Source organism: Sporocytophaga myxococcoides (genome assembly GCF_000775915.1).
GTDB lineage: Bacteria > Bacteroidota > Bacteroidia > Cytophagales > Cytophagaceae > Sporocytophaga > Sporocytophaga myxococcoides_A.
Map to the genome: position 1 here is coordinate 234,261 of NZ_BBLT01000003.1, position 19,001 is coordinate 253,261.

Here is a 19,001-nt window from a genome sequence, read left to right on the forward strand (position 1 = left end):
TCTGATCATGCAAACCAAGGTTATTAAAAAAGCTGTTCTTGAAAATATTCCTTCTGCTTCTGGTGTTGAAGTGGTGGATGGTATGATTTATATCATCGGTGATGACAGCAAATATCTCTTTAAGCTGAAGTATAATCTTGAACTCCTTGAAAAGGTTGAACTTTTCAAATCTGACGAAGAGTATAAGATTCCTAAAAATGAAAAGCCAGACCTTGAATGCATGACAGTTGTGACTATTAACAACTTTAAGCATCTACTCATTTTCGGCTCTGGCTCTACGGATAAAAGAAATAAAGTTTTTCTGGTAAAGCTGCCTACGAAGTATAACAAGAACCATTTTGTACAGCAGTTTGATCTTACTGAATTTTATAAATTGCTTCAAAGTAATTATGAAATTACAGGAGGAGAATCGCTTAACCTGGAAGCTGCAGCTTCTGATGAACAGCATTTGTATTTGTTCAACAGGGCCAACAGGAAAGGAAACAACGCTGTAATGGTGATCAAGCTGGAGGAGTTTATTCCTTATTTGTGTGAAGGATCGCAACTGGTCCCCTTTCCCTTTGTGAAGTCCTATCAGTTGCCTGAGATCGCAGGTGTTCCATCCGGTTTTTCAGGAGCTTCCGTTTTTGAGAAAAGGCTTTACTTTACTGCCAGCGCTGAAGATTCAGACAATGCTTACCTTGATGGTGAGGTGGCTGGAAGTCTGTTAGGGATATTAGAACTTGGAGAGTTTGACTATCTGAGAGGAGGCATGAATAATCTTCTGCCAAATCAATTCCAGATCGGTCAGATTGATGATAACGGCCAGCTATATAAAGGAAAAATTGAATCTATTTCAATTTTTGAAGCAGAGTCATCCAAAGAGACCATTGCCATTGCAGTTACAGACAATGATGCAGGAGATTCGGAATTACTAATGATTTCAGTGAGTTTTTAGTTAAATATACTTTTTTTTAAGAATAGGTTCTTATTAAAGAAGTTCAAAATCAATATCATTGTAGGTTATATCCACTTTTTGAAATGCATTAAACATTTTTCTGAATGCCTTGTTTTACTACTTGGTGATTTTTGTTTTCTAATATTAACATAATACTAACTGCTGGTTAACATTTGCTTTATAATTTGTCATTTTCATTAGTTCAATCCAGTATTAAAATGCTAAACACGTACAAATCAATAGGCCTTAATCTATTACTTTTTTTGATAACTTCTTTTCCAGTTATAGGCCAGCGTTTTCAGCTTGCAAAAGATTATGATGGTTTGGGTATTGTTCTGCCCAAGGGTATCCGTTATGATCAATTATTCAGGGAAGGGGAAATTGTAGTAAATGTGAAAGGAGCCAAGACAATTTCAAAAGGCGAACATGATTATAATTGCTTTATTCCAAAGGGAAAAAATGGTGTTGATGGCTTCCTTTTTGTCTCTCATGAATCAAATGATACGAACTCTACTTTGGGAGATGGAGGTGGGGCCACAATTTTTGAAATTAATAAAATTGACGGAAGATGGATAAATAAAGGCTCTTTTAATGCTGTAGATTTTTCGAAAGTTGGAGGAACATTTAAAAATTGTAGCGGAGCTTTGACTCCCTGGGGGACCATTCTTAGCGCCGAAGAATTTCCTCCTGGTTCTAATGCCGAGCTTTTCAATGAAGGCGGGGGCTCAAGGGATACAAGTGATTTTAATGGAATGAAAAGGTATCAGAATATGGGCTGGGTTGTAGAGATTGATCCGGTATCAAAAACCGCTTTGAGAAAATTGTATGCAATGGGCAGATGTTCTCATGAAGGCATTTTGATAATGCCAGACAGTGTTACAGTTTACCTAACAGATGATTTTACTCCTTCAGTATTTTATAAGTTTATTGCTGATAGGGCAGGGGACTTATCTAAAGGGAAGTTGTTTGCATATCAGCAAAATGCCAATGGAAACGGAGGGACATGGATACGACTTCCTTCTGATATGAAATCATTGATTGATTCAAGAAATGTGGCCTTGCAGAGAGGGGCAACAAGTTTTGTTCGAATGGAATGGCTTACTCTTGTTGATGGCAAGATTTATATATCTGAAACAGGGCAGGATGATATTGACCTGGATAAATCTGTTATGATCAACTCGACTTGGGCAAATCATATACAAGCCACAAAAAATGAAAAAGGTGCATATGATTATCCATATGGTGCGGTCCTTGAGTTCAATCCTTATTCTAACTCCATCAAGCCGTTAATTACGGGTGGCAAAGGTTTTAAACATGTAGATAAACATTTTTCTAATCCGGATGGAATTGCCTATGCGAAGGTAAAAGGTAAAACATATCTGGTCATCAATGAAGATATCATTAAAAACACCCGAGGCAGAGTCCCGGAAGAGTTTCTAAAAAAAGACAAAATAGTGAATGAAATCTGGTGGCTTGATTTAAGCATTAAAAATCCAGTAGTGGATGATTTAAAAAGATTTTTGATTGCTCCTGTGGGTGCAGAAACGACCGGTGGTTATTTTACTCCGGATTATTCAACCTATTTTCTCAATGTCCAACATCCTGACAGTGATAATCCTGAGCCATTTAACAGATCTGTAACGATTGCGGTAGGGCCAATTCTGAAGAAAGGAAAGAATAAAAGATAACCTTTTTTTGTGTTTCTTACCTTTATTTCAGAATTTATACAAAAGTTTAGTTTAAGTGAGGCTCATTTCACATCCGGTTTTGTGTAATTACTATGTCACATATAGATGCAATGCAAGTTGCACATTTTGTGATATCTGGGAAAAACCTTCTCCATATGTTACACTTGAGCAAGCAAGAGCTAACTTCAGAGATCTTAAGAAACTTGGTGTGAAAGTAATTGATTTCACTGGTGGTGAGCCTTTGCTACACCAGCAACTGGATCAACTTTTGTCACTTGCGAAAGACATGGGGTTTATTACAACTGTTACCACTAATACCCTTCTTTATCCCAAATATGCAGAGAGGTTGAAAGGCAACATAGATATGCTGCACTTCTCCCTTGACTCCTCTCATAAAGCAGAACATGATAGCTCAAGAGGTGTAGCATGTTTTGATTTCTTTGTAGAATCTATAAAAATTGCAAAAGAGATTGGTGAAAGGCCTGATATATTGTTTACGGTATTTGAAAAAAATATAGATCAGATAGAGGAAGTATATAAAAAGTTTGCACTGCCTAATGACCTTTTGCTTATACTTAATCCTGTGTTTGAGTATAATGGGGTAAATACTAATGGAGGCCTGTCGGATAATGCTTTGGATCGTCTTGAAAAGATTGCATCAGAAAAATTAATTTATCTCAATCAGGCATTCATTGCTTTAAGGAAAAATGGAGGTAATCATATTGATGATCCTGTTTGCAAAGCTGCCAGCACTACCATTGTAATTTCTCCCGAGAATAAACTTCTACTTCCTTGTTATCACCTGGGAATGGAAGCTCTGGATATTGAAGATAACCTGTACAACCTCTATACATCTGATAGGGTGCAGAAGCTCGTAAAATTAGAAGGCAGGTATGAACAATGCGAAGGCTGTGCAATCAATTGTTATATGCAGCCATCTTTTGCAGTTGATGTAACTCGATATTTCTGGATGGCTTTGCCCAGTACCCTGAAGTATAATATGATTAAAGGAACCTGGAAAAAACTTTTTAAGCTTTAAGCCGAAAGCAAAAAGCTGCAAGTTAAAAGTATTGAAAATGGAAACAATTCTCCTAGAGGCGCCAGGCTGGGATCTCTAAGAGAATGAGGTCATATATTTATTTTATACTTGATTCTTTCTCTGTCAGCATGAGTTTAATCTCATTAAGCTTTAATAGCGCTTCCACTGGAGAAATAGTATTAATGTCTATTTTTTTAAGCAATTCTCTTGCTTTCTCAAATCCCGGATCTGAGGGCTCGAATAGTTGTAGTTGAAAGTTGTTCTTTGGAATGTCTTTAATTTTATCGTCACTATTGTTGCTCACCTTTTCTTTCTCAAGGTGGTGCATAATTTCGTTTGCTCTTAATACAACCGGGTTTGGCATACCGGCCATTTGAGCTACATGAATACCAAAGCTGTGTTCACTGCCTCCCTCTTTAAGTTTGCGCATAAAGACGACTTTGTTGCCGACTTCTTTTACTGAAACATTGAAATTCTTAATTCTCGGGAAATCATTAGCAAGTTGATTCAGCTCATGGTAGTGTGTAGCAAATAAAGTTTTGGCCCTATATTTCGGATGGCTATGAAGGTATTCGACTATTGACCAGGCTATTGATATCCCGTCATAGGTGCTTGTACCTCTTCCGATCTCATCCATCAGCACGAGACTTCTTTCACTAAGGTTATTGAGAATACTTGCTGTTTCTGTCATTTCCACCATGAAGGTAGATTCCCCTTTAGATAAATTATCGGAAGCGCCTACACGTGTAAATATTTTATCAACCAAGCCAATCTCCGCTGATGAAGCAGGCACAAAACTTCCGATTTGAGCAAGTAATACTATAAGGGCTGTCTGCCTTAGCAAAGCAGACTTACCCGCCATGTTTGGTCCTGTAATGATGATGATCTGGCAACTTGAGTCATCAAGAAAAATATCGTTAGGAACATAAGACTCTCCCGGAGGAAGTTGCTGTTCAATTACAGGGTGACGACCTTCTTTGATTACAAGTCCCTTACTTTCGTTTATGGTTGGTTTTACATAGTTATTTGAAACAGCAGTTTGTGCAAATGAAGCAAGACAATCAATCACAGCTATAGCCCTTGCATTTTGCTGAACCGGCAGTACATAATCTTCTGCAAAGATCACCATTTCATTGAATAAACGCTGCTCAATCTGAAAGATCTTGTCTTCGGCATTAAGGATCTTTTCTTCGTAATTTTTCAGCTCTTCTGTGATATATCTTTCTGCGTTTACAAGTGTCTGCTTCCTGATCCAGTCAGCAGGAACCTTGTCTTTGTGAGCATTTGTAACTTCAAGGTAATATCCGAATACTTTGTTGTAAGCAATTTTAAGAGAGCTGATACCTGTACGTTCTACTTCTCTTTGCTGAATCTGTATGAGGTAATCTTTTCCGCTGAAGGCAATTTTTCTTAAATCGTCCAGCTCCTGGTTTATGCCATCCTGTATAATGTTTCCCTGGTTAGTAACAACAGGTGGATCGTTCTTGATTTCTTTGCTTATTTTTTCCGTAAGCAGTTCGCAGTTGTTTAACTGCTCAGCCAGTTTCTTTAAAGCTTCAATACTGCTTTGCTCAAGAATTGCTTTTACCGGCCTGATGTGCTCGAGTGCTCTTTTCAATTGTAGCATTTCTCTGGGATTAACCCTGCGCACTGCTACTTTTGAAATGAGTCTTTCAAGATCTCCAATATGTCTTAGCTCCTGGGTAAGGCCTTTTAACAGGTCTTCATCCTTAACCATGGCATCAACCACATTTAGTCTTTCCTCAATCGGTTTCTTCTCCTTCAATGGAAGAAGCATCCATTTCTTAAGCATTCTTCCTCCCATGGGAGTAAGTGTCTTATCAAGAATTTGGATTAAAGGGATTGCTTCTGCATTCTGCGGATATACAAGCTCAAGATTTCTTGCTGTGAAGCGGTCGAGCCACATGTATTTTTCTTCTTCAATTCTTGAGAGATTTACAATGTGCTTTACTTCTTTATGCTCTGTTTCTGCGAGATAATAAAATACAGCGCCGGCAGCAACGATACCTTCCGGAAGGTTTTCAACTCCAAATCCCTTTAATGAAGAAGTGCCAAAGTGTTTGGTGAGAAGATCGTATCCATAATCGTAAGAATAAACCCATTCGTCCAGGCAATAAGTGTTATACTTATCTCCGAAATGTTGCTCGAACAATTGTTTTTTTGCCTTGGAATAAATTATTTCTGATGGGTTGAAGTTAATCAGAAGCTTTTCTATGTAAGAATTATCTCCCTGAGCTGTCAGAAACTCTCCCGTTGAAATATCCAGGAATGATATCCCTGTAAAGTCCTTTCCGAATTGAACAGAAGCAAGATAGTTGTTCCTTTTAACCTCTAGTACATGATCATTAAAAGATACACCTGGGGTTACCAGTTCTGTTACGCCTCTTTTCACAATACCCTTGACCATTTTCGGGTCTTCAAGTTGGTCGCATATGGCTACACGTTGTCCTGCTCTAACCAGCCTTGGAAGATATGTATCAAGAGAATGATGAGGAAATCCGGCAAGTGCTACTTCAGAAGCTGTTCCATTGCCTCTTTTAGTCAGCGTTATTTCAAGGATTTTGCTTGCTTTAATGGCATCTTCTCCAAATGTTTCATAAAAGTCACCAACCCTGAAAAGTAATAAAGCTCCCGGATGTTTTGCCTTTATAGCATTATACTGCTTCATCAGAGGTGTCTCTGAAAACGATTTGGTTTCACTCATAGTAAAATTATTTAAATCAATGCTGGAGAACAGTTTAAACCTCAAAGGTCTTGCTGTTCCAATCTTAAATTTACGGTTTTTGCTGTTTTCCTCCTTTTTTCTCTCCTGATTGTGAATAACTTTTTATTCCAAATTATCATTGGTCATTGAAAAGGCTTGTTAATCACTATAATCAATCACTTAAAGTTAACTTATATGGAGTTGATTGGCTGTGAAATTTTTATAATGCTTAATCCCCGGCTATTTTTGTGTCCTCATAAATTATTTAATATGAAAAAGTTGAAACTAGATGAGTTGAACCGCCTGAGCGTGGATGAGTATAAAAGTTCTGACAAACACCCTGTTGTTCTGGTTCTTGACAACATCAGAAGCATGCACAACGTTGGAGCGGGATTCAGAACCGGGGATGCCTTTAAAGTTGAAAAGCTTTATTTGTGTGGAGTAACAGCCAGGCCTCCTCACAGAGAAATACACAAAAGTGCTTTAGGAGCTGAAGATTCCGTTGCATGGGAGTATTTTGCAAAAACTTCAGATGCCATCATCAGGCTTAAGGAGGAGGGCTATATAATTGCCTCTGTGGAACAAGCAGAAGGCAGTCAGATGCTTCAGGATTTTGCGCCTGATAAAAATGCTAAGTATGCATTTGTTTTTGGCAATGAAGTGTTTGGAGTAGAAGAAGATGTGGTCGCGCTGACTGACATTTGCCTTGAAATCCCGCAGTTTGGGACAAAACACAGTTTTAATGTGTCAGTGACAATGGGAATTGTATTATGGGATTATGCTGCAAAAGTGATTTTATAAAAGATATGTATAATTTAACTTTTTTAATATTTTATTATCTGTAGGAAAAAAATAATTATGAAGGTGCCTTAGAGAAGTTAATGCATTCTCATAAAATATGTTTTAGATTGGCGAAAATGTTAAACATAAATTAATATGCTCAATCTTAGACAATTATTCCTGCCTTTTGTGCTGTTTGTTGCAGCGTCATTTACCGTAAACTCAAGATCCGGAGAGCCAACTCTTCAAAAGAAATGGGAAACGGAAGCGGTATTGAAAACTCCTGAATCAGTCATCTTTGATGCGAAAAGAAATGTGCTGTATGTTGCCAATATCAATGGAGACGGATCAGTTCATGATGGCAATGGCTTTATAACCAAGCTCGGTACAGACGGGAAGATTACGGAACTTGAGTGGGTCAAAGGTCTTGATGCGCCTAAAGGAATGGGAATTGTTGAAAATAAATTATATGTCTCGGATATAAATAAAGTTGTTGTTATAGATATTTTATCTGGTAAGATTGAAAAATCTTTTACCATTGAAGGAGCTGTTTTTTTGAATGATATTACCACAGATATCTCTGGCAATGTATACATTTCTGATTCTTCAAATAAAAAGATTTATCTTCTAAAAGATGGTACTACAAGCTTATGGCTTGAAAACAATGTATTTGAAAAGCCGAATGGTTTGCTTGCACTTAAAGATGGCTTAAGGGTTATTGATATGAAAGGTGGTAAGTTTTATAATGTTTCCTATGATAAGAAAAATACTGAAGTAATCGCTGAGAATATTCCTTCAGGAGATGGTATCGTTGAAATCAATAAAGGTGCTTATTTGATTTCGAACTGGAACGGGGAGGTCAATTATATTAAAGGTAAAACGGTCAGCAAGTTACTTGATACAAAAGATGAAAAAATTAATGCTGCTGACATCTGGTATGTCCCTCAGCAAAAGTTGGTATTAGTTCCGACTTTCTTTGGGAATAAATTGGTGGCATATACTTTTATTGACAAGTAAAATGTTTTAGAACAGAGCACAATTATAAATTTTGTATTTGTGCTCTGATTTATTAAAATTTTTTTTGCCAGTTCCTCTGATACTGGAAATAACTTTTAGCTCTATTTTCCTTAAAACCAGTAAGATTATTCAGAAGGGAAATTTTTTGAGTTTAATCGGGAACGAAATTATAATCCGGAGTCTAAGTTTAAGGGAATAATAGCATGATTGCATAAGCATTTATTATTTTTAAACGAAAACTTTAGATAATGAATAATTTTGGCCCCAATTATTGATCATGGATAGCGAAAGTGTAGTTATAATTTTATGATGTCTTTAACTTCTACAGTTTTAGATCACCTCGATACCTTTTCAATATAAGCTTTATTGTATCACAAGAATATGCAGTTTGATGTTTTAAATGGATTTTAAACAAAGTTTATTTATATAGGGGTCGTTTAGATTTCAGGAGCTATTGAAGCAAATTACCAATATTGGTTATTGACATGTTCACTTGAACTTTTCATTTTTATGCTGAGCGTAAATTCTTTATTGATTTAATACTTTTAGTTACGAGCATTGTTCCTTCAATGTAAATGGTTTTCGTTGGCTAAGATTATACTTGCATAGCAATAGGACACAAAAAATTTTGTTATCATTTGCTCCGCACTATAATTTAGGTAATAGGTATTGACATTCAATTTGATTCTGATGAAGGTTAGGTTTTGTATGATTTATTTTTACTTTATTTGGAGTGATGTAGTTTAATGTATAATTTTGGCATTATTGTCTATTTATTTTATCTTTTAGTCTAAGCTTTTAAGGTTTTTATTATAAAATATTTTAAGACAATAGTATCTTTTATGTTTTTAATTTCAATCAATAATATTTTTTAAAACCAAAAACAAAATGAAAAGAATCAAATTTTTAGCAGCAGCTTTATGCTTATGTTCAGGCAGTTTATTTGCTCAGAGTCCATCTTATACACCAGGATCAAATATTGCTGCGGGAAAGACCACCGGAGCATATAGGATCTATGGTAATACTGGAAGTTCAGATGGTCCTGGCATCGAGTTTTATGGAAAGGATGATGCAAGCAGATCAGGTTCCTTAGCATTTAGCATTTATCCAACCCAAACATCATCACATTATGGCTATTATTTTACAAAGTATACAGGAACTACATGGAAGTCCCAGTTTGCTATAAATAAGTATGGGTTTGCCGGCTTTGGTGAGTTCGCAGGTTGGGATATAACGGCACCCCTTCAGGTCGATAAAAACTTTGGTAGAGTAGGAATAGGTACCCTTGGTGTGAGCTCATTTGGTGATGCTCCTGGAGCATACAGTACTGCTGCTTCATTGGCAGGAGGTATTGGTTATATAGGCTTTAATGCATTGCGTCAGACAGATAATGCTATAGGTATAAATTCTGATGGTACCAATAATGGAGGCGCTATCATTGCAGGAACTATAAAAGGAGGTCTTAATTTTATAACCTTTAAGAGCGGAGGTTATGGATCGGCTACGGCAACCCAATGGGCGTCTACATCACAACTTGCTGCCTCTATAAGAATGTCAATAAATCCTAACGGTAAAGTTTTTATCGGGGATCCTGCGAGTGTATCTAATTACGAGACGTTAAATGACTTCGGCCTTTATGTAAAAGGTGGAGGAGTAAGAGCCGAAAGATTCAAATGTGATCTTTCAACTTCCGGTTGGGCAGACTATGTATTTGAGCCAACTTATAAGTTAAAGCCACTTGAGGAAGTAGAACAATTTATTAAAGAAAACAAGCATCTTCCGGAAGTACCATCAGCAAAGAAAGTAGAAGCAGATGGGATTGATGTTGCAGAAATGGATGCAATATTATTAAAGAAAATCGAAGAATTGACTCTTTATATGATTGAGCTTAAGAAAGAGAATGCAGAAATGAAGAAGGAGCTTGAATTGCTTCAGAAATAAATGAAAGATTTTCATACTCAAAATCTTTTCTAACTTTTTAAGGAATTTCATTTCTAAAAATTAAACTTATGTATCAAACTATAAAAAGCTCAATGTTGATGCTGACTATGCTTTTGCTGGCATCAATTTATGCAAATGGGCAGACATCATACGCTCCCAATGGAGGGCCATTCACTCCTTCAGGTGATTTGCGGGTTCTGGTGATCTATGCAGGATTTGAAGGAGATTGTTCAAATGATCAGAATAACGGTGGTTCGGCTTGGCCCCTAGGAACTAACTGTGATGCTTTGCCATCATTTGCCAGTAACTTATTTTACGATGATTTCACTGATTTTGCTTCTGGTAATACAGATAAAACATTATCAAATTACTTTTATCAGGCTTCAAGGTTAAATCCTACCAGAAGTCCGTTAAGGATTGTTGGTGAGGTTTATCCTAAAAGGGTAAGTATCTCAGGCACTAGTGCAGATAATTATAAAGTGTTTCAGAAAATTGAACTGACTGATCCCACTTTTAATTGGTCACGTTATGATAACAGGATAAATAGTCCAGATTTCAAATATGATTATAGCACTTGGGGCAGCGGTGATGGAAAAATCGATTATGTAGTTGTCATTTATAGAAAGCTTGGTAGTGCAGGGTATGCTTCAGTTGGCAACTATACCGGAACCGGTTTTTCAGTTGTTAGTAATTGCGGATTTACCATGGATAAAGCCTTATTTGGTGATGTAGAAAATGGTGTTAAAGGATTGTTTATTCACGAACTGGCGCACACTCTTATAAACTATCCCCACTTAAATAATGCAAACAATGTGCATGGATCTATGCTGTTTGCAGGAGGAGGATGGGGCTTTATGGAGAATAACATAAACTTTAGTACAAACGCCTTTGAAAAGTGGTATTTGGGTTGGTTGGATATTCCAACAGGAAAGCATATTACATCTGCAGCCCAGAATGGAACATATACTTTAACGGATTTTAATACTACAGGTGATTTTATGGTGATAGATTTACCATTTACAAGTCAAAGACTGTGGGTGGAAAATCATATTAAAACGAATCCTTTCGAGGAACGGCTTGCATTCCACAATGATGGATGTAGTAATCCTTCCGATCCGTCACCCCAAGGAGTTTTAATGTTTGTTGAGGACATGACATTTAGCCGAAATACAATTTTGAGCGCATTAAGCCCTTCATATTGCAATAAAACCAAGTCTCTTCATGCTGCTGGAAATTATGATTATTTAAGAACGGGGTCTGCATCAACAACTTGCTCATGGGGTAATAATTACTTTGATTATACCTTAACTGCCAATCCTTTTGGACAGCATAATGATATTACAGGTATAAGAGATAATTATCCTACTGAGAGTGACCCTAATAAAATTACCTATATTAGATCGTATAATAATAGTACCACAGAAACAGGCAATAAGAGATGTGAGGATTTGGCTGTTTGGAAAAGAAGTGGCGTTTATGATATGGATCACTGGATAGGTTCTCAGATGGCTTTTGGTAATATTCTTAATCAAAAGGTTGGGATGAGCTATAATCCTGCAGTTACGAATATTCAAACGTATGATCAAACAAATGAAGTTTTGAGTCCGATTTACCTTAACGGTATTTCCATTAAGTTTACTGGTAAAGATGGAAGTGGAAATATTACAGTTGAAGTGAAATACAATGACACTGATATTGAACGGGATCAAAGATTGTCAGGAAACCTAGTACTTAATGATATTCCGGATGCAGCTATAGATCTAAAGGTTAAAAGCGGAAAGACTCTTACAATTGATAGAACTGGCACACCGGATAGGATAACAAAATTAAATGGTGAATTTTTTAATCCTACTTTGTTAACAGTAAAATCCGGTGCAGTAGTTCAGACAGAGATGACCTCTATTGTAAATATTAAAGATAATTCAAAAGTTATTTTTGAAAACGGTTCAACTCTGACGGTTGCTCAGGCTAGCCCTTTCACTGTGGCAGATGAGGCATATCTTGAGTTTAATGAAACTGCACAATTAAATATTGGTCCAACCTTTTTTACAGTTCAGCCAACAGCAGAATTATGTATTAAGAATACAAATAATGTTTTACTTGCTGGTACATTGACATATCATAGTGAAGTATGGAAAGGGTCTGGTCCGCTTACAAGTGTAATTGCTCCTGGTGATTATAAGTACCTTGGAAGCGTTATCATTAGCAATGCAACTGCAAATCTTGCTTCTGATATTACCATAACTGCCAGAGACTATATTGAGATTCTTCTAAACACCGATATTGTAGCTGCTTCAACTGGGGCATTTACAGCTCAGATAGGAACAATTCAGACAAATTGCTCTTTGTCTAGTCCGAGAATAGCGGTGACAGAAACCTTGCAAGAATCAGAGATCCATCTTGAAGAATTTAATACTGGGTGCTTCAGATATGCTTCTTTGGGTGACGATCATGATCATGAGCATCCATATACAACGAATGCCCTGGAATCTATGATCATCGTTTCTCCGGTTCCTTCCAATCAAATGGTTGATGTGCGTTCAATGGATGGTCTGATACTTGATGTTCATTTGAATGATATGAGTGGCCAGATTAAACAATCTATAAAATCTGCAAATTCATTGGAAGCAAAAATGGATATTTCTTCTTTACCTGATGGTGTTTACATGCTAAATATTAAAACAACTATGGGTACGGTAAATAAAAAGATTGTAAAAGTCAATTAACATTTGAGAGGCTGCCGATTAAGGCAGCCTCAACTTTTGTTGAGGTAAATGATTCAAAATTAATTTAACCTTAGAATTAAGAGTGCTTTAAGCAAAGGTATATTAGAGCAGTCTTTGGTTATAAGTTGAGAAATTATACTTCCATTAAAATTTAAGTAATATTCGGTCCACATAATTTTTTCCTATCAATCTTATATCCCTAAAATAAGTAGTTGATTGCAAGTGAAGATTTGGGTGAGAAGCTGTTAAGATTTTGAATTGTCTTACTGTCTTGAGATTGAAAATGAAAATTGCAAATTAGTTTGGAAATCTGTCCATATCGTCCAATCATTCCATTAGGTATATTAAAAAAGTAAATAGGGAAAATTTTTTATGTGTGCATGAATTCTATCAAGTATTATTCAAACTAAACTAAAAAACAAAATGAAAAAGATCAAATTTCTAGCGGCAGCTTTATGCTTATGCTCAGGCAGTTTATTTGCTCAGTCCCCATCTTATACGCCTGGATCAAATATTGCTGCGGGAAAGACCACCGGAGCATATAGGATCTATGGTAATACTGGAAGTTCAGATGGTCCTGGTATCGAGTTTTATGGAAAAGATGATGCAAGCAGATCAGGTTCTTTGTCATTTAGCATTTATCCAACCCAGACAACATCATATTTTGGATACTATTTTACAAAATATGATGGAACTACATGGAAGCCTCAGTTTGCCATAAATAAATATGGGTTCGCAGGCTTTGGTAACTTTACGGGTTCAGATATAACTGCTCCTTTTCAGGTTGATAAAAACTCCAGTCGGGTGGGAATAGGGTCACTTGGCGTTAGTTCATTTGGTGATGCGCCGGGTGCATACAGTTCTGCTGCTTCATTGGCTGGGGGTATTGGTTATATAGGCTTTAATGCATTGCGTCAAACAGATAATGCTATAGGTATAAATTCTGATGGTACCAATAATGGAGGAGCTATCATTGCAGGAACAATAAAAGGAGGTCTTAATTTTATAACCTTTAAGAGCGGAGCTCATGGGGCGGCTACGGGAATTCAATGGGCATCTACATCACAACTTGCTGGTTCAATAAGAATGTCAATAAATCCTAATGGTAAAGTATTCATCGGGGATCCTGCGAGTGTATCTAATTACGAGACGTTGAATGAATTCGGTCTTTATGTTAAAGGAGGAGGAGTAAGAGCCGAGAGATTAAAATGTGATCTATCAACAGCAGGATGGGCAGACTATGTTTTTGAGCCAACTTATAAGTTAAAGCCACTAGCAGAAGTAGAGCAATTTATTAAAGAGAACAAACATCTTCCAGAAGTTCCATCAGCAAAGAAAGTAGAAGAAGAGGGTATTGATGTAGCAGAGATGGATGCAATACTATTAAAGAAGATCGAAGAGTTGACTCTTTATATGATTGAGCTTAAGAAAGAGAATGCAGAAATGAAGAAGGAGCTTGAATTGCTTCAGAAATAGTGTTTGTAAAGACGAACTTTTAATATAAAATATTAAAGAAAAGCACTATGAAAAATAGATATATATATAATAAACCGTTTTACCTCTTGGTTGCGGTACTTACGTTCCAGAGCTTTCTCTCATTAGGGCAGGTTCAGAATCCATATTGGTATTTTCCTCCATATAAGGTTGATTTTACGACATCAACTCCTACCGTTTCATTGATAGGTACTGGAGCACTTACTAAAACAGAGGCATCAAACGGAATACACAATACTGCTGGTGACCTGAGTTTTTATATTATGGGAAATGACATTCAAGGCAGGACCGGTCAAACGGGAACTTTGAATTTCAGCCCGTTTCTTAAGGAAGGTTTGATTATTCCTATAATTGGAGAATGTAATAGTTACTATGTCTTGGGGTATGATGTCGTGCATGGGATTAAGAACGGGATGGATGTTACTCAGTATTTTTTAACCTATTCTAAAATTTCAGTAAATCCCAACGGAACTTGGACTTCAACTCCTGGAGATTATATACCAATTGATGATCCTTCTGATGCTTCTTTTGCTGTGTCGCCTTACTGGTATAAGAAGCATGGACACGATAATTATACTTATTATTCTGTTTTATTTTTAATGGATGGTTCGACACATGCCATTGACGATTATGATGTTTCTAGTAGTGGAATTACAAAGTCTGATTTTAATTTATCAGATACTAGAGGAGGTAAAGCTAATGAGTTGGAGGTTACTCGAAATGGAGGAGTAGCATTTGGATTTGAAAATCAACCGATAATTCGTATAGTTAAATCTGAAAACATATATCAGGATTATTCAATACCAGGTCTTTTGGATGGAGGATTTTCCGGTATAGAGTTTTCAAGAGATGGTCTTAGTGTTTTTGGCGCTGAAAGAATAACCAATAAGATATACAAGTTTAATTTGCTAGACAATTCGGTCTCTGAAGTCGCCGGTTCTTCTGGTCTTGGACTTTCTCAGCTTGAACTTGCATATGATGGTTACATCTATGCTTCGAATGGAACACAATTGAAAGGATTTGATCCGGAAGCTGCGAGCCCTTCGATTACAAAAACAATTACAGTTCCAAATCCCATATCAGGGGGCATTTATACTCTTGTGGACCAGAATGATAGAGTTGATTATTCTAATCCTTTTAATATGCCTGAGTGCCTTGGATGGATAACTCTTTCTGGCCTTAATTCGGCAAATCCTATTCCATCAAGCAATCTTTGGAGTGAATATTTTGGTTATCAGAAGATAAAAACTTTGGGGTCTGTAGTAGTTAATACAGGAACCTCAGTTTTATTTGTAGCCAGTGGTTCAATTGAATTAAACCCTGGCTTTGAAGCCGAATATGGTAGTACTTTTGAAGCATTTGTCGAAGAATGCTGGACTCCAGAAGTTCCTGATTGGGTTACTTGTCCTCCAACCAATCGAATAGCAGAGGAATCTTTTGATGTTGCGGTTCCGAGTGGTTTAGTACTTTCGCCAAATCCCACATCAGGAGTTTTTTCTATTCAGTGTAATTTTGATTTAACCGAAGATGTCTACGGTATGATAAGCAATAGCCGGGGAGAATCAGTTATGACAATCACATCAGGAATGTTCAATGGAAATATGCTTAATGTTAATATGGAAGGCTATGCTAAAGGGCTATACTATTTAAATATTAAGAATGGAAATGATCAATATGATAAAAAAGTAGTGATCCAATAATTTTCGTCAAATTAAATCTTTGAATTTTTCTTATAGGGTTGTTCTTAAGCCAGACAACCCTATAGGTTTAATGCGAGATGAAAACTTTCAATGTTCTTTTATTAAATTAATTTTTTATCACCTTATACCTATCCACATAATCCGATATCAACCCATCAACCCCCATCTCCATCAGCTTTTTCATTTCAGCAACTTCATTCACAGTCCACGGAATAACCTTCATATTATTCTCCTTTGCAAACTTCATCAATTCATGATCTACCAATATATATTCGGGGCTGTAAATAGCAGGAATAAAGCCAAGCATTGAAAGATTTTCCTGAAAGCTTAAAGTGTTTTCAACAAGAAAGGATAAGGTTATATCAGGGCGAGTTCTATGAAGATATTGAAGAGGACGCAGATCAAAGCACTGCACGATTGTTCTGTTCAGAATATGTTTCTTCTGAAGAACTTCTATCAGAAGATCAGTAAACTCTTCATATGGTGGGTGAAAGGTATTGTCTCCTTCTATGGTAGATTTGATCTCTATGTTATAGAATAACTTCGGATGATTCAGTGATGAAGCATATGTTTCTGCTGCATCAATTACATCTTCCAGTAGCGGTTTGTATACAGGCATTTTTACCTGTTTGGGAAATCTTGGATGTACTTTGCTTCCGCAGTCAAAAGTTTTGATTTCCTCATAAGTCATTGCAAATAACTTATAATTCCTTTCTTCTTCCTCTTTAATTTCTGATCCGTCAGGCTTAAGACAAAATTCGTGAGAGAAGAAAGGATCATGTGACACCACAACTTTTTGATCCTTGCTGATCACTACATCCATTTCCAATGTCGTTACACCCAGTTCTATTGCTTTTAAAAATCCGGGAGTAGAATTCTCAGGCATCAGCCCTCTGCAGCCTCTGTGTCCTTCAAAATCAAAAAAGTCGAATTTCATTAGATGACGATTACAGGTTAGATTTTTCCAGTTTTAATACAGGAGCTTGATTGATGGAAGCTAAGAATTCCTCACGAACTCTTGCTGTTAACGGTATGGCGATATCGTTTTCTTTAAAAGCCTTTTGTATATCTATTATAGCATTATGTTTTACAAGAAATACATTTTTGTGCTCTGCAAGATTCACCCAAAGTTTGAGGATAAGATTAATAGAGGTTTCGTTTAAGGTGTCAAAATATACTTCAACATTTTTGTTGGGATCTCTTCCAGTTACCTTTTCGAGAGTGGCTTGTGCCAGATTGGCGACTTTCTCCAGATCTTCGTTGTAGGATATTCCTATAGTAAATTCAATTCTTCTTTCACCGAAGGTATGAAAGTTCTTTATTGGTTTCTGAAGGACATCTTTGGAGGGAATAATGACTTCTTGTCCATCAAATGTTTTTAGGTGGATTGCCCGGATGTCAATTGCTGAAACAGTACCTATAAAGTTATTAGTTTCAATGTGGTCCCCAACTTTAAAAGGTTTTTTCACAGCGATTATAAATCCTGATATAAGATTCGTTGCAAGATCCTGAAAAGCAAAGCTGAGGGCCAGACCAATGATACCGGCACCAGCAAGGAGGGAGGTAACTGTTTTCTCAAGTTGAAGAATGCCGAGACAGAAAAATACTCCTACCAGGATAATGATTACAGCTACAATTCTTGTAAGTATTATAATGATGTCTTCTGAAATGCTGGTCCTTAAAAGTATCCTGTGTAATACCTTTTTGACAAACTTTGCTATAAGGCTAAAGGTTATGAAGATAAGAATTGCTGTGATAAAATTTGGAATCATCAGTGCAAAAGCCCGAACCCACGACAACAATTTCTTAAAAATCATTTCATAAGCCTCGGCATAAAGGCTAATATCCAATATAATATCTCTCATTTCTTTGCTTAGGATGGTTTGACCGACCATTAAAATTACTGATTTTAAAGACAACAAAAAAAACAAAATTTTATTCGAAAAAATTCAATTGGCTACTAGTTCTTTCCCTTATTCATAGGGAATTCAGAACTTTGGATTTTTGTTTTATAGTAGAATAAAATTTATGTGTTATGGCAGAAAAAGGCAAATCCACTAACAAATCGTTGATATCCAAATATGGCTCTAGTAAAAGTGTCTGGAAGGGTGCAGGAATTGCGGCTTTTCTGGGTGTTTTTGGTTATAGCGCAAAATATTTTCCTTATTTGGGTGAAACGAGCAAGATAAAAGAGCTGGCAAAAGAAGACCAGCTGATGTATGATAAGGAACGGGCTGATCTGGAATCCTAAGGAGGAACTTATAAAATTCCTCACGGGTTAGGAATGAGATAACTAAAATTGATGCTGATGAAATATCTGTTGGGATTAATTATTGTATTGGGGTTGGGATTTAATTCCTTTGCTCAGACACCGCAGGATGAACAAAATGAGGATTCCTTCATTTGTTATCAGGTGGATGAGAATTCTATTAGTTGTTATTCTGATTATGACCCTGCTTTCGATGAAACGTTTCAGCAGGGTGTTACTCCTGAGGGTGACATTTATTCCATGGAAGAAAACATAATCGAATCTCCCGGGCAGGAAGAGAATGCTTCTGAAGAATTTTATCGAATTGAGCCTCTGGAGTTGGAAGGTACACCTCAATGCGAGGCAAATGAAAAAGAAGAGGCTAAGGCATATAACAGGCCCGAAAATTATGAAGATAAGTCAAATGAAGATATTTCTCAGATAGGCGATCAGGAACGAGGTGAAAATACAGTGAATTCTGAGATATGTAGTCAGTTAGAAAGGTCTGATGGTAAATCTTTCGGTGAACCGTATGATTTTGAAAAGGCACAATGTTACTGTCCTGACATGGAAACCACCACTGAAGGAGATTATAAATTCGGTAATCCTGATGAGGAAATTAACCCCGAAGATGTTCATATAGAGACAAATGTTTCTACAGATGAAGGAGGAATATATTAATAGTTTCCAAAAAATACTATGTTGT

Annotated in this window: 14 protein-coding genes; 11 read left to right on the forward strand and 3 right to left on the reverse strand. The window is 36.6% G+C overall.

Going from position 1 to position 19,001, the window contains the following annotated elements; genetic code table 11:
- Positions 1 to 7: 7 nt before the first annotated feature.
- The 3 genes from MYP_RS08840 to MYP_RS08850 all read left to right on the forward strand — a co-directional run bounded on the left by MYP_RS08840 (position 8) and on the right by MYP_RS08850 (position 3,664).
- On the forward strand, positions 8 to 937 hold the full coding sequence (locus tag MYP_RS08840; RefSeq protein WP_045462497.1) for a DUF6929 family protein: 930 nt from the start codon (positions 8 to 10) through the stop codon (positions 935 to 937).
- Positions 938 to 1,155: 218 nt separating this feature from the next.
- The gene (locus MYP_RS08845) at positions 1,156 to 2,625 is read left to right on the forward strand and encodes a PhoX family protein (protein ID WP_045461782.1); all 1,470 of its coding nucleotides are present in this window, start codon (positions 1,156 to 1,158) and stop codon (positions 2,623 to 2,625) included.
- 55 nt (positions 2,626 to 2,680) lie between these two features.
- Complete coding sequence (locus MYP_RS08850) at positions 2,681 to 3,664, forward strand: radical SAM protein (RefSeq protein ID WP_045461784.1); 984 nt, start codon at positions 2,681 to 2,683, stop codon at positions 3,662 to 3,664.
- Positions 3,665 to 3,761: 97 nt separating this feature from the next.
- On the opposite strand, the gene mutS is transcribed toward MYP_RS08850, so the two are convergent.
- Positions 3,762 to 6,389 carry a DNA mismatch repair protein MutS gene (mutS, locus tag MYP_RS08855; RefSeq protein WP_045461787.1) on the reverse strand — a complete coding sequence of 876 codons (2,628 nt, stop codon included), beginning with the start codon at positions 6,387 to 6,389 and terminating at the stop codon, positions 3,762 to 3,764.
- 270 nt (positions 6,390 to 6,659) lie between these two features.
- Between mutS and MYP_RS08860 the strand changes: the two genes are divergently transcribed.
- The 6 genes from MYP_RS08860 (at position 6,660) to MYP_RS08885 (ending at position 16,047) form a co-directional block, all read left to right on the forward strand.
- Positions 6,660 to 7,190, forward strand: a complete 531-nt coding sequence (locus tag MYP_RS08860) for an RNA methyltransferase (protein ID WP_045461790.1) — start codon at positions 6,660 to 6,662, stop codon at positions 7,188 to 7,190.
- A 135-nt stretch (positions 7,191 to 7,325) separates the two neighbouring features.
- Entirely contained in the window at positions 7,326 to 8,186 is an 861-nt protein-coding gene (locus tag MYP_RS08865) for an SMP-30/gluconolactonase/LRE family protein (protein WP_052430047.1), read from the forward strand.
- An 888-nt stretch (positions 8,187 to 9,074) separates the two neighbouring features.
- Positions 9,075 to 10,127 (forward strand): DUF4200 domain-containing protein, encoded by a 1,053-nt coding sequence (locus tag MYP_RS24885; RefSeq protein WP_052430048.1) that lies wholly within the window; start codon positions 9,075 to 9,077, stop codon positions 10,125 to 10,127.
- A gap of 68 nt (positions 10,128 to 10,195) precedes the next feature.
- Positions 10,196 to 12,853, forward strand: coding sequence for a T9SS type A sorting domain-containing protein (locus MYP_RS08875; protein ID WP_045461793.1), 2,658 nt, complete (start codon positions 10,196 to 10,198; stop codon positions 12,851 to 12,853).
- Positions 12,854 to 13,276: 423 nt separating this feature from the next.
- Complete coding sequence (locus tag MYP_RS24890; RefSeq protein WP_052430049.1) at positions 13,277 to 14,329, forward strand: hypothetical protein; 1,053 nt, start codon at positions 13,277 to 13,279, stop codon at positions 14,327 to 14,329.
- A gap of 47 nt (positions 14,330 to 14,376) precedes the next feature.
- Positions 14,377 to 16,047, forward strand: coding sequence for a 3-coathanger stack domain-containing protein (locus MYP_RS08885; protein ID WP_045461796.1), 1,671 nt, complete (start codon positions 14,377 to 14,379; stop codon positions 16,045 to 16,047).
- A 106-nt stretch (positions 16,048 to 16,153) separates the two neighbouring features.
- On the opposite strand, the gene MYP_RS08890 is transcribed toward MYP_RS08885, so the two are convergent.
- Positions 16,154 to 16,984: a glycerophosphodiester phosphodiesterase family protein gene (locus MYP_RS08890; protein WP_045461799.1), complete on the reverse strand. Its 831-nt coding sequence runs from the start codon at positions 16,982 to 16,984 to the stop codon at positions 16,154 to 16,156.
- 10 nt (positions 16,985 to 16,994) lie between these two features.
- Positions 16,995 to 17,912 (reverse strand): mechanosensitive ion channel family protein, encoded by a 918-nt coding sequence (locus MYP_RS08895; protein ID WP_045462509.1) that lies wholly within the window; start codon positions 17,910 to 17,912, stop codon positions 16,995 to 16,997.
- 170 nt (positions 17,913 to 18,082) lie between these two features.
- Here MYP_RS08895 and MYP_RS08900 point away from each other — a divergent pair, with 170 nt between their 5' ends.
- The gene (locus MYP_RS08900; RefSeq protein ID WP_045461801.1) at positions 18,083 to 18,298 is read left to right on the forward strand and encodes a hypothetical protein; all 216 of its coding nucleotides are present in this window, start codon (positions 18,083 to 18,085) and stop codon (positions 18,296 to 18,298) included.
- Positions 18,299 to 18,355: 57 nt separating this feature from the next.
- Complete coding sequence (locus MYP_RS08905; protein WP_156140437.1) at positions 18,356 to 18,976, forward strand: hypothetical protein; 621 nt, start codon at positions 18,356 to 18,358, stop codon at positions 18,974 to 18,976.
- Positions 18,977 to 19,001: the final 25 nt, after the last annotated feature.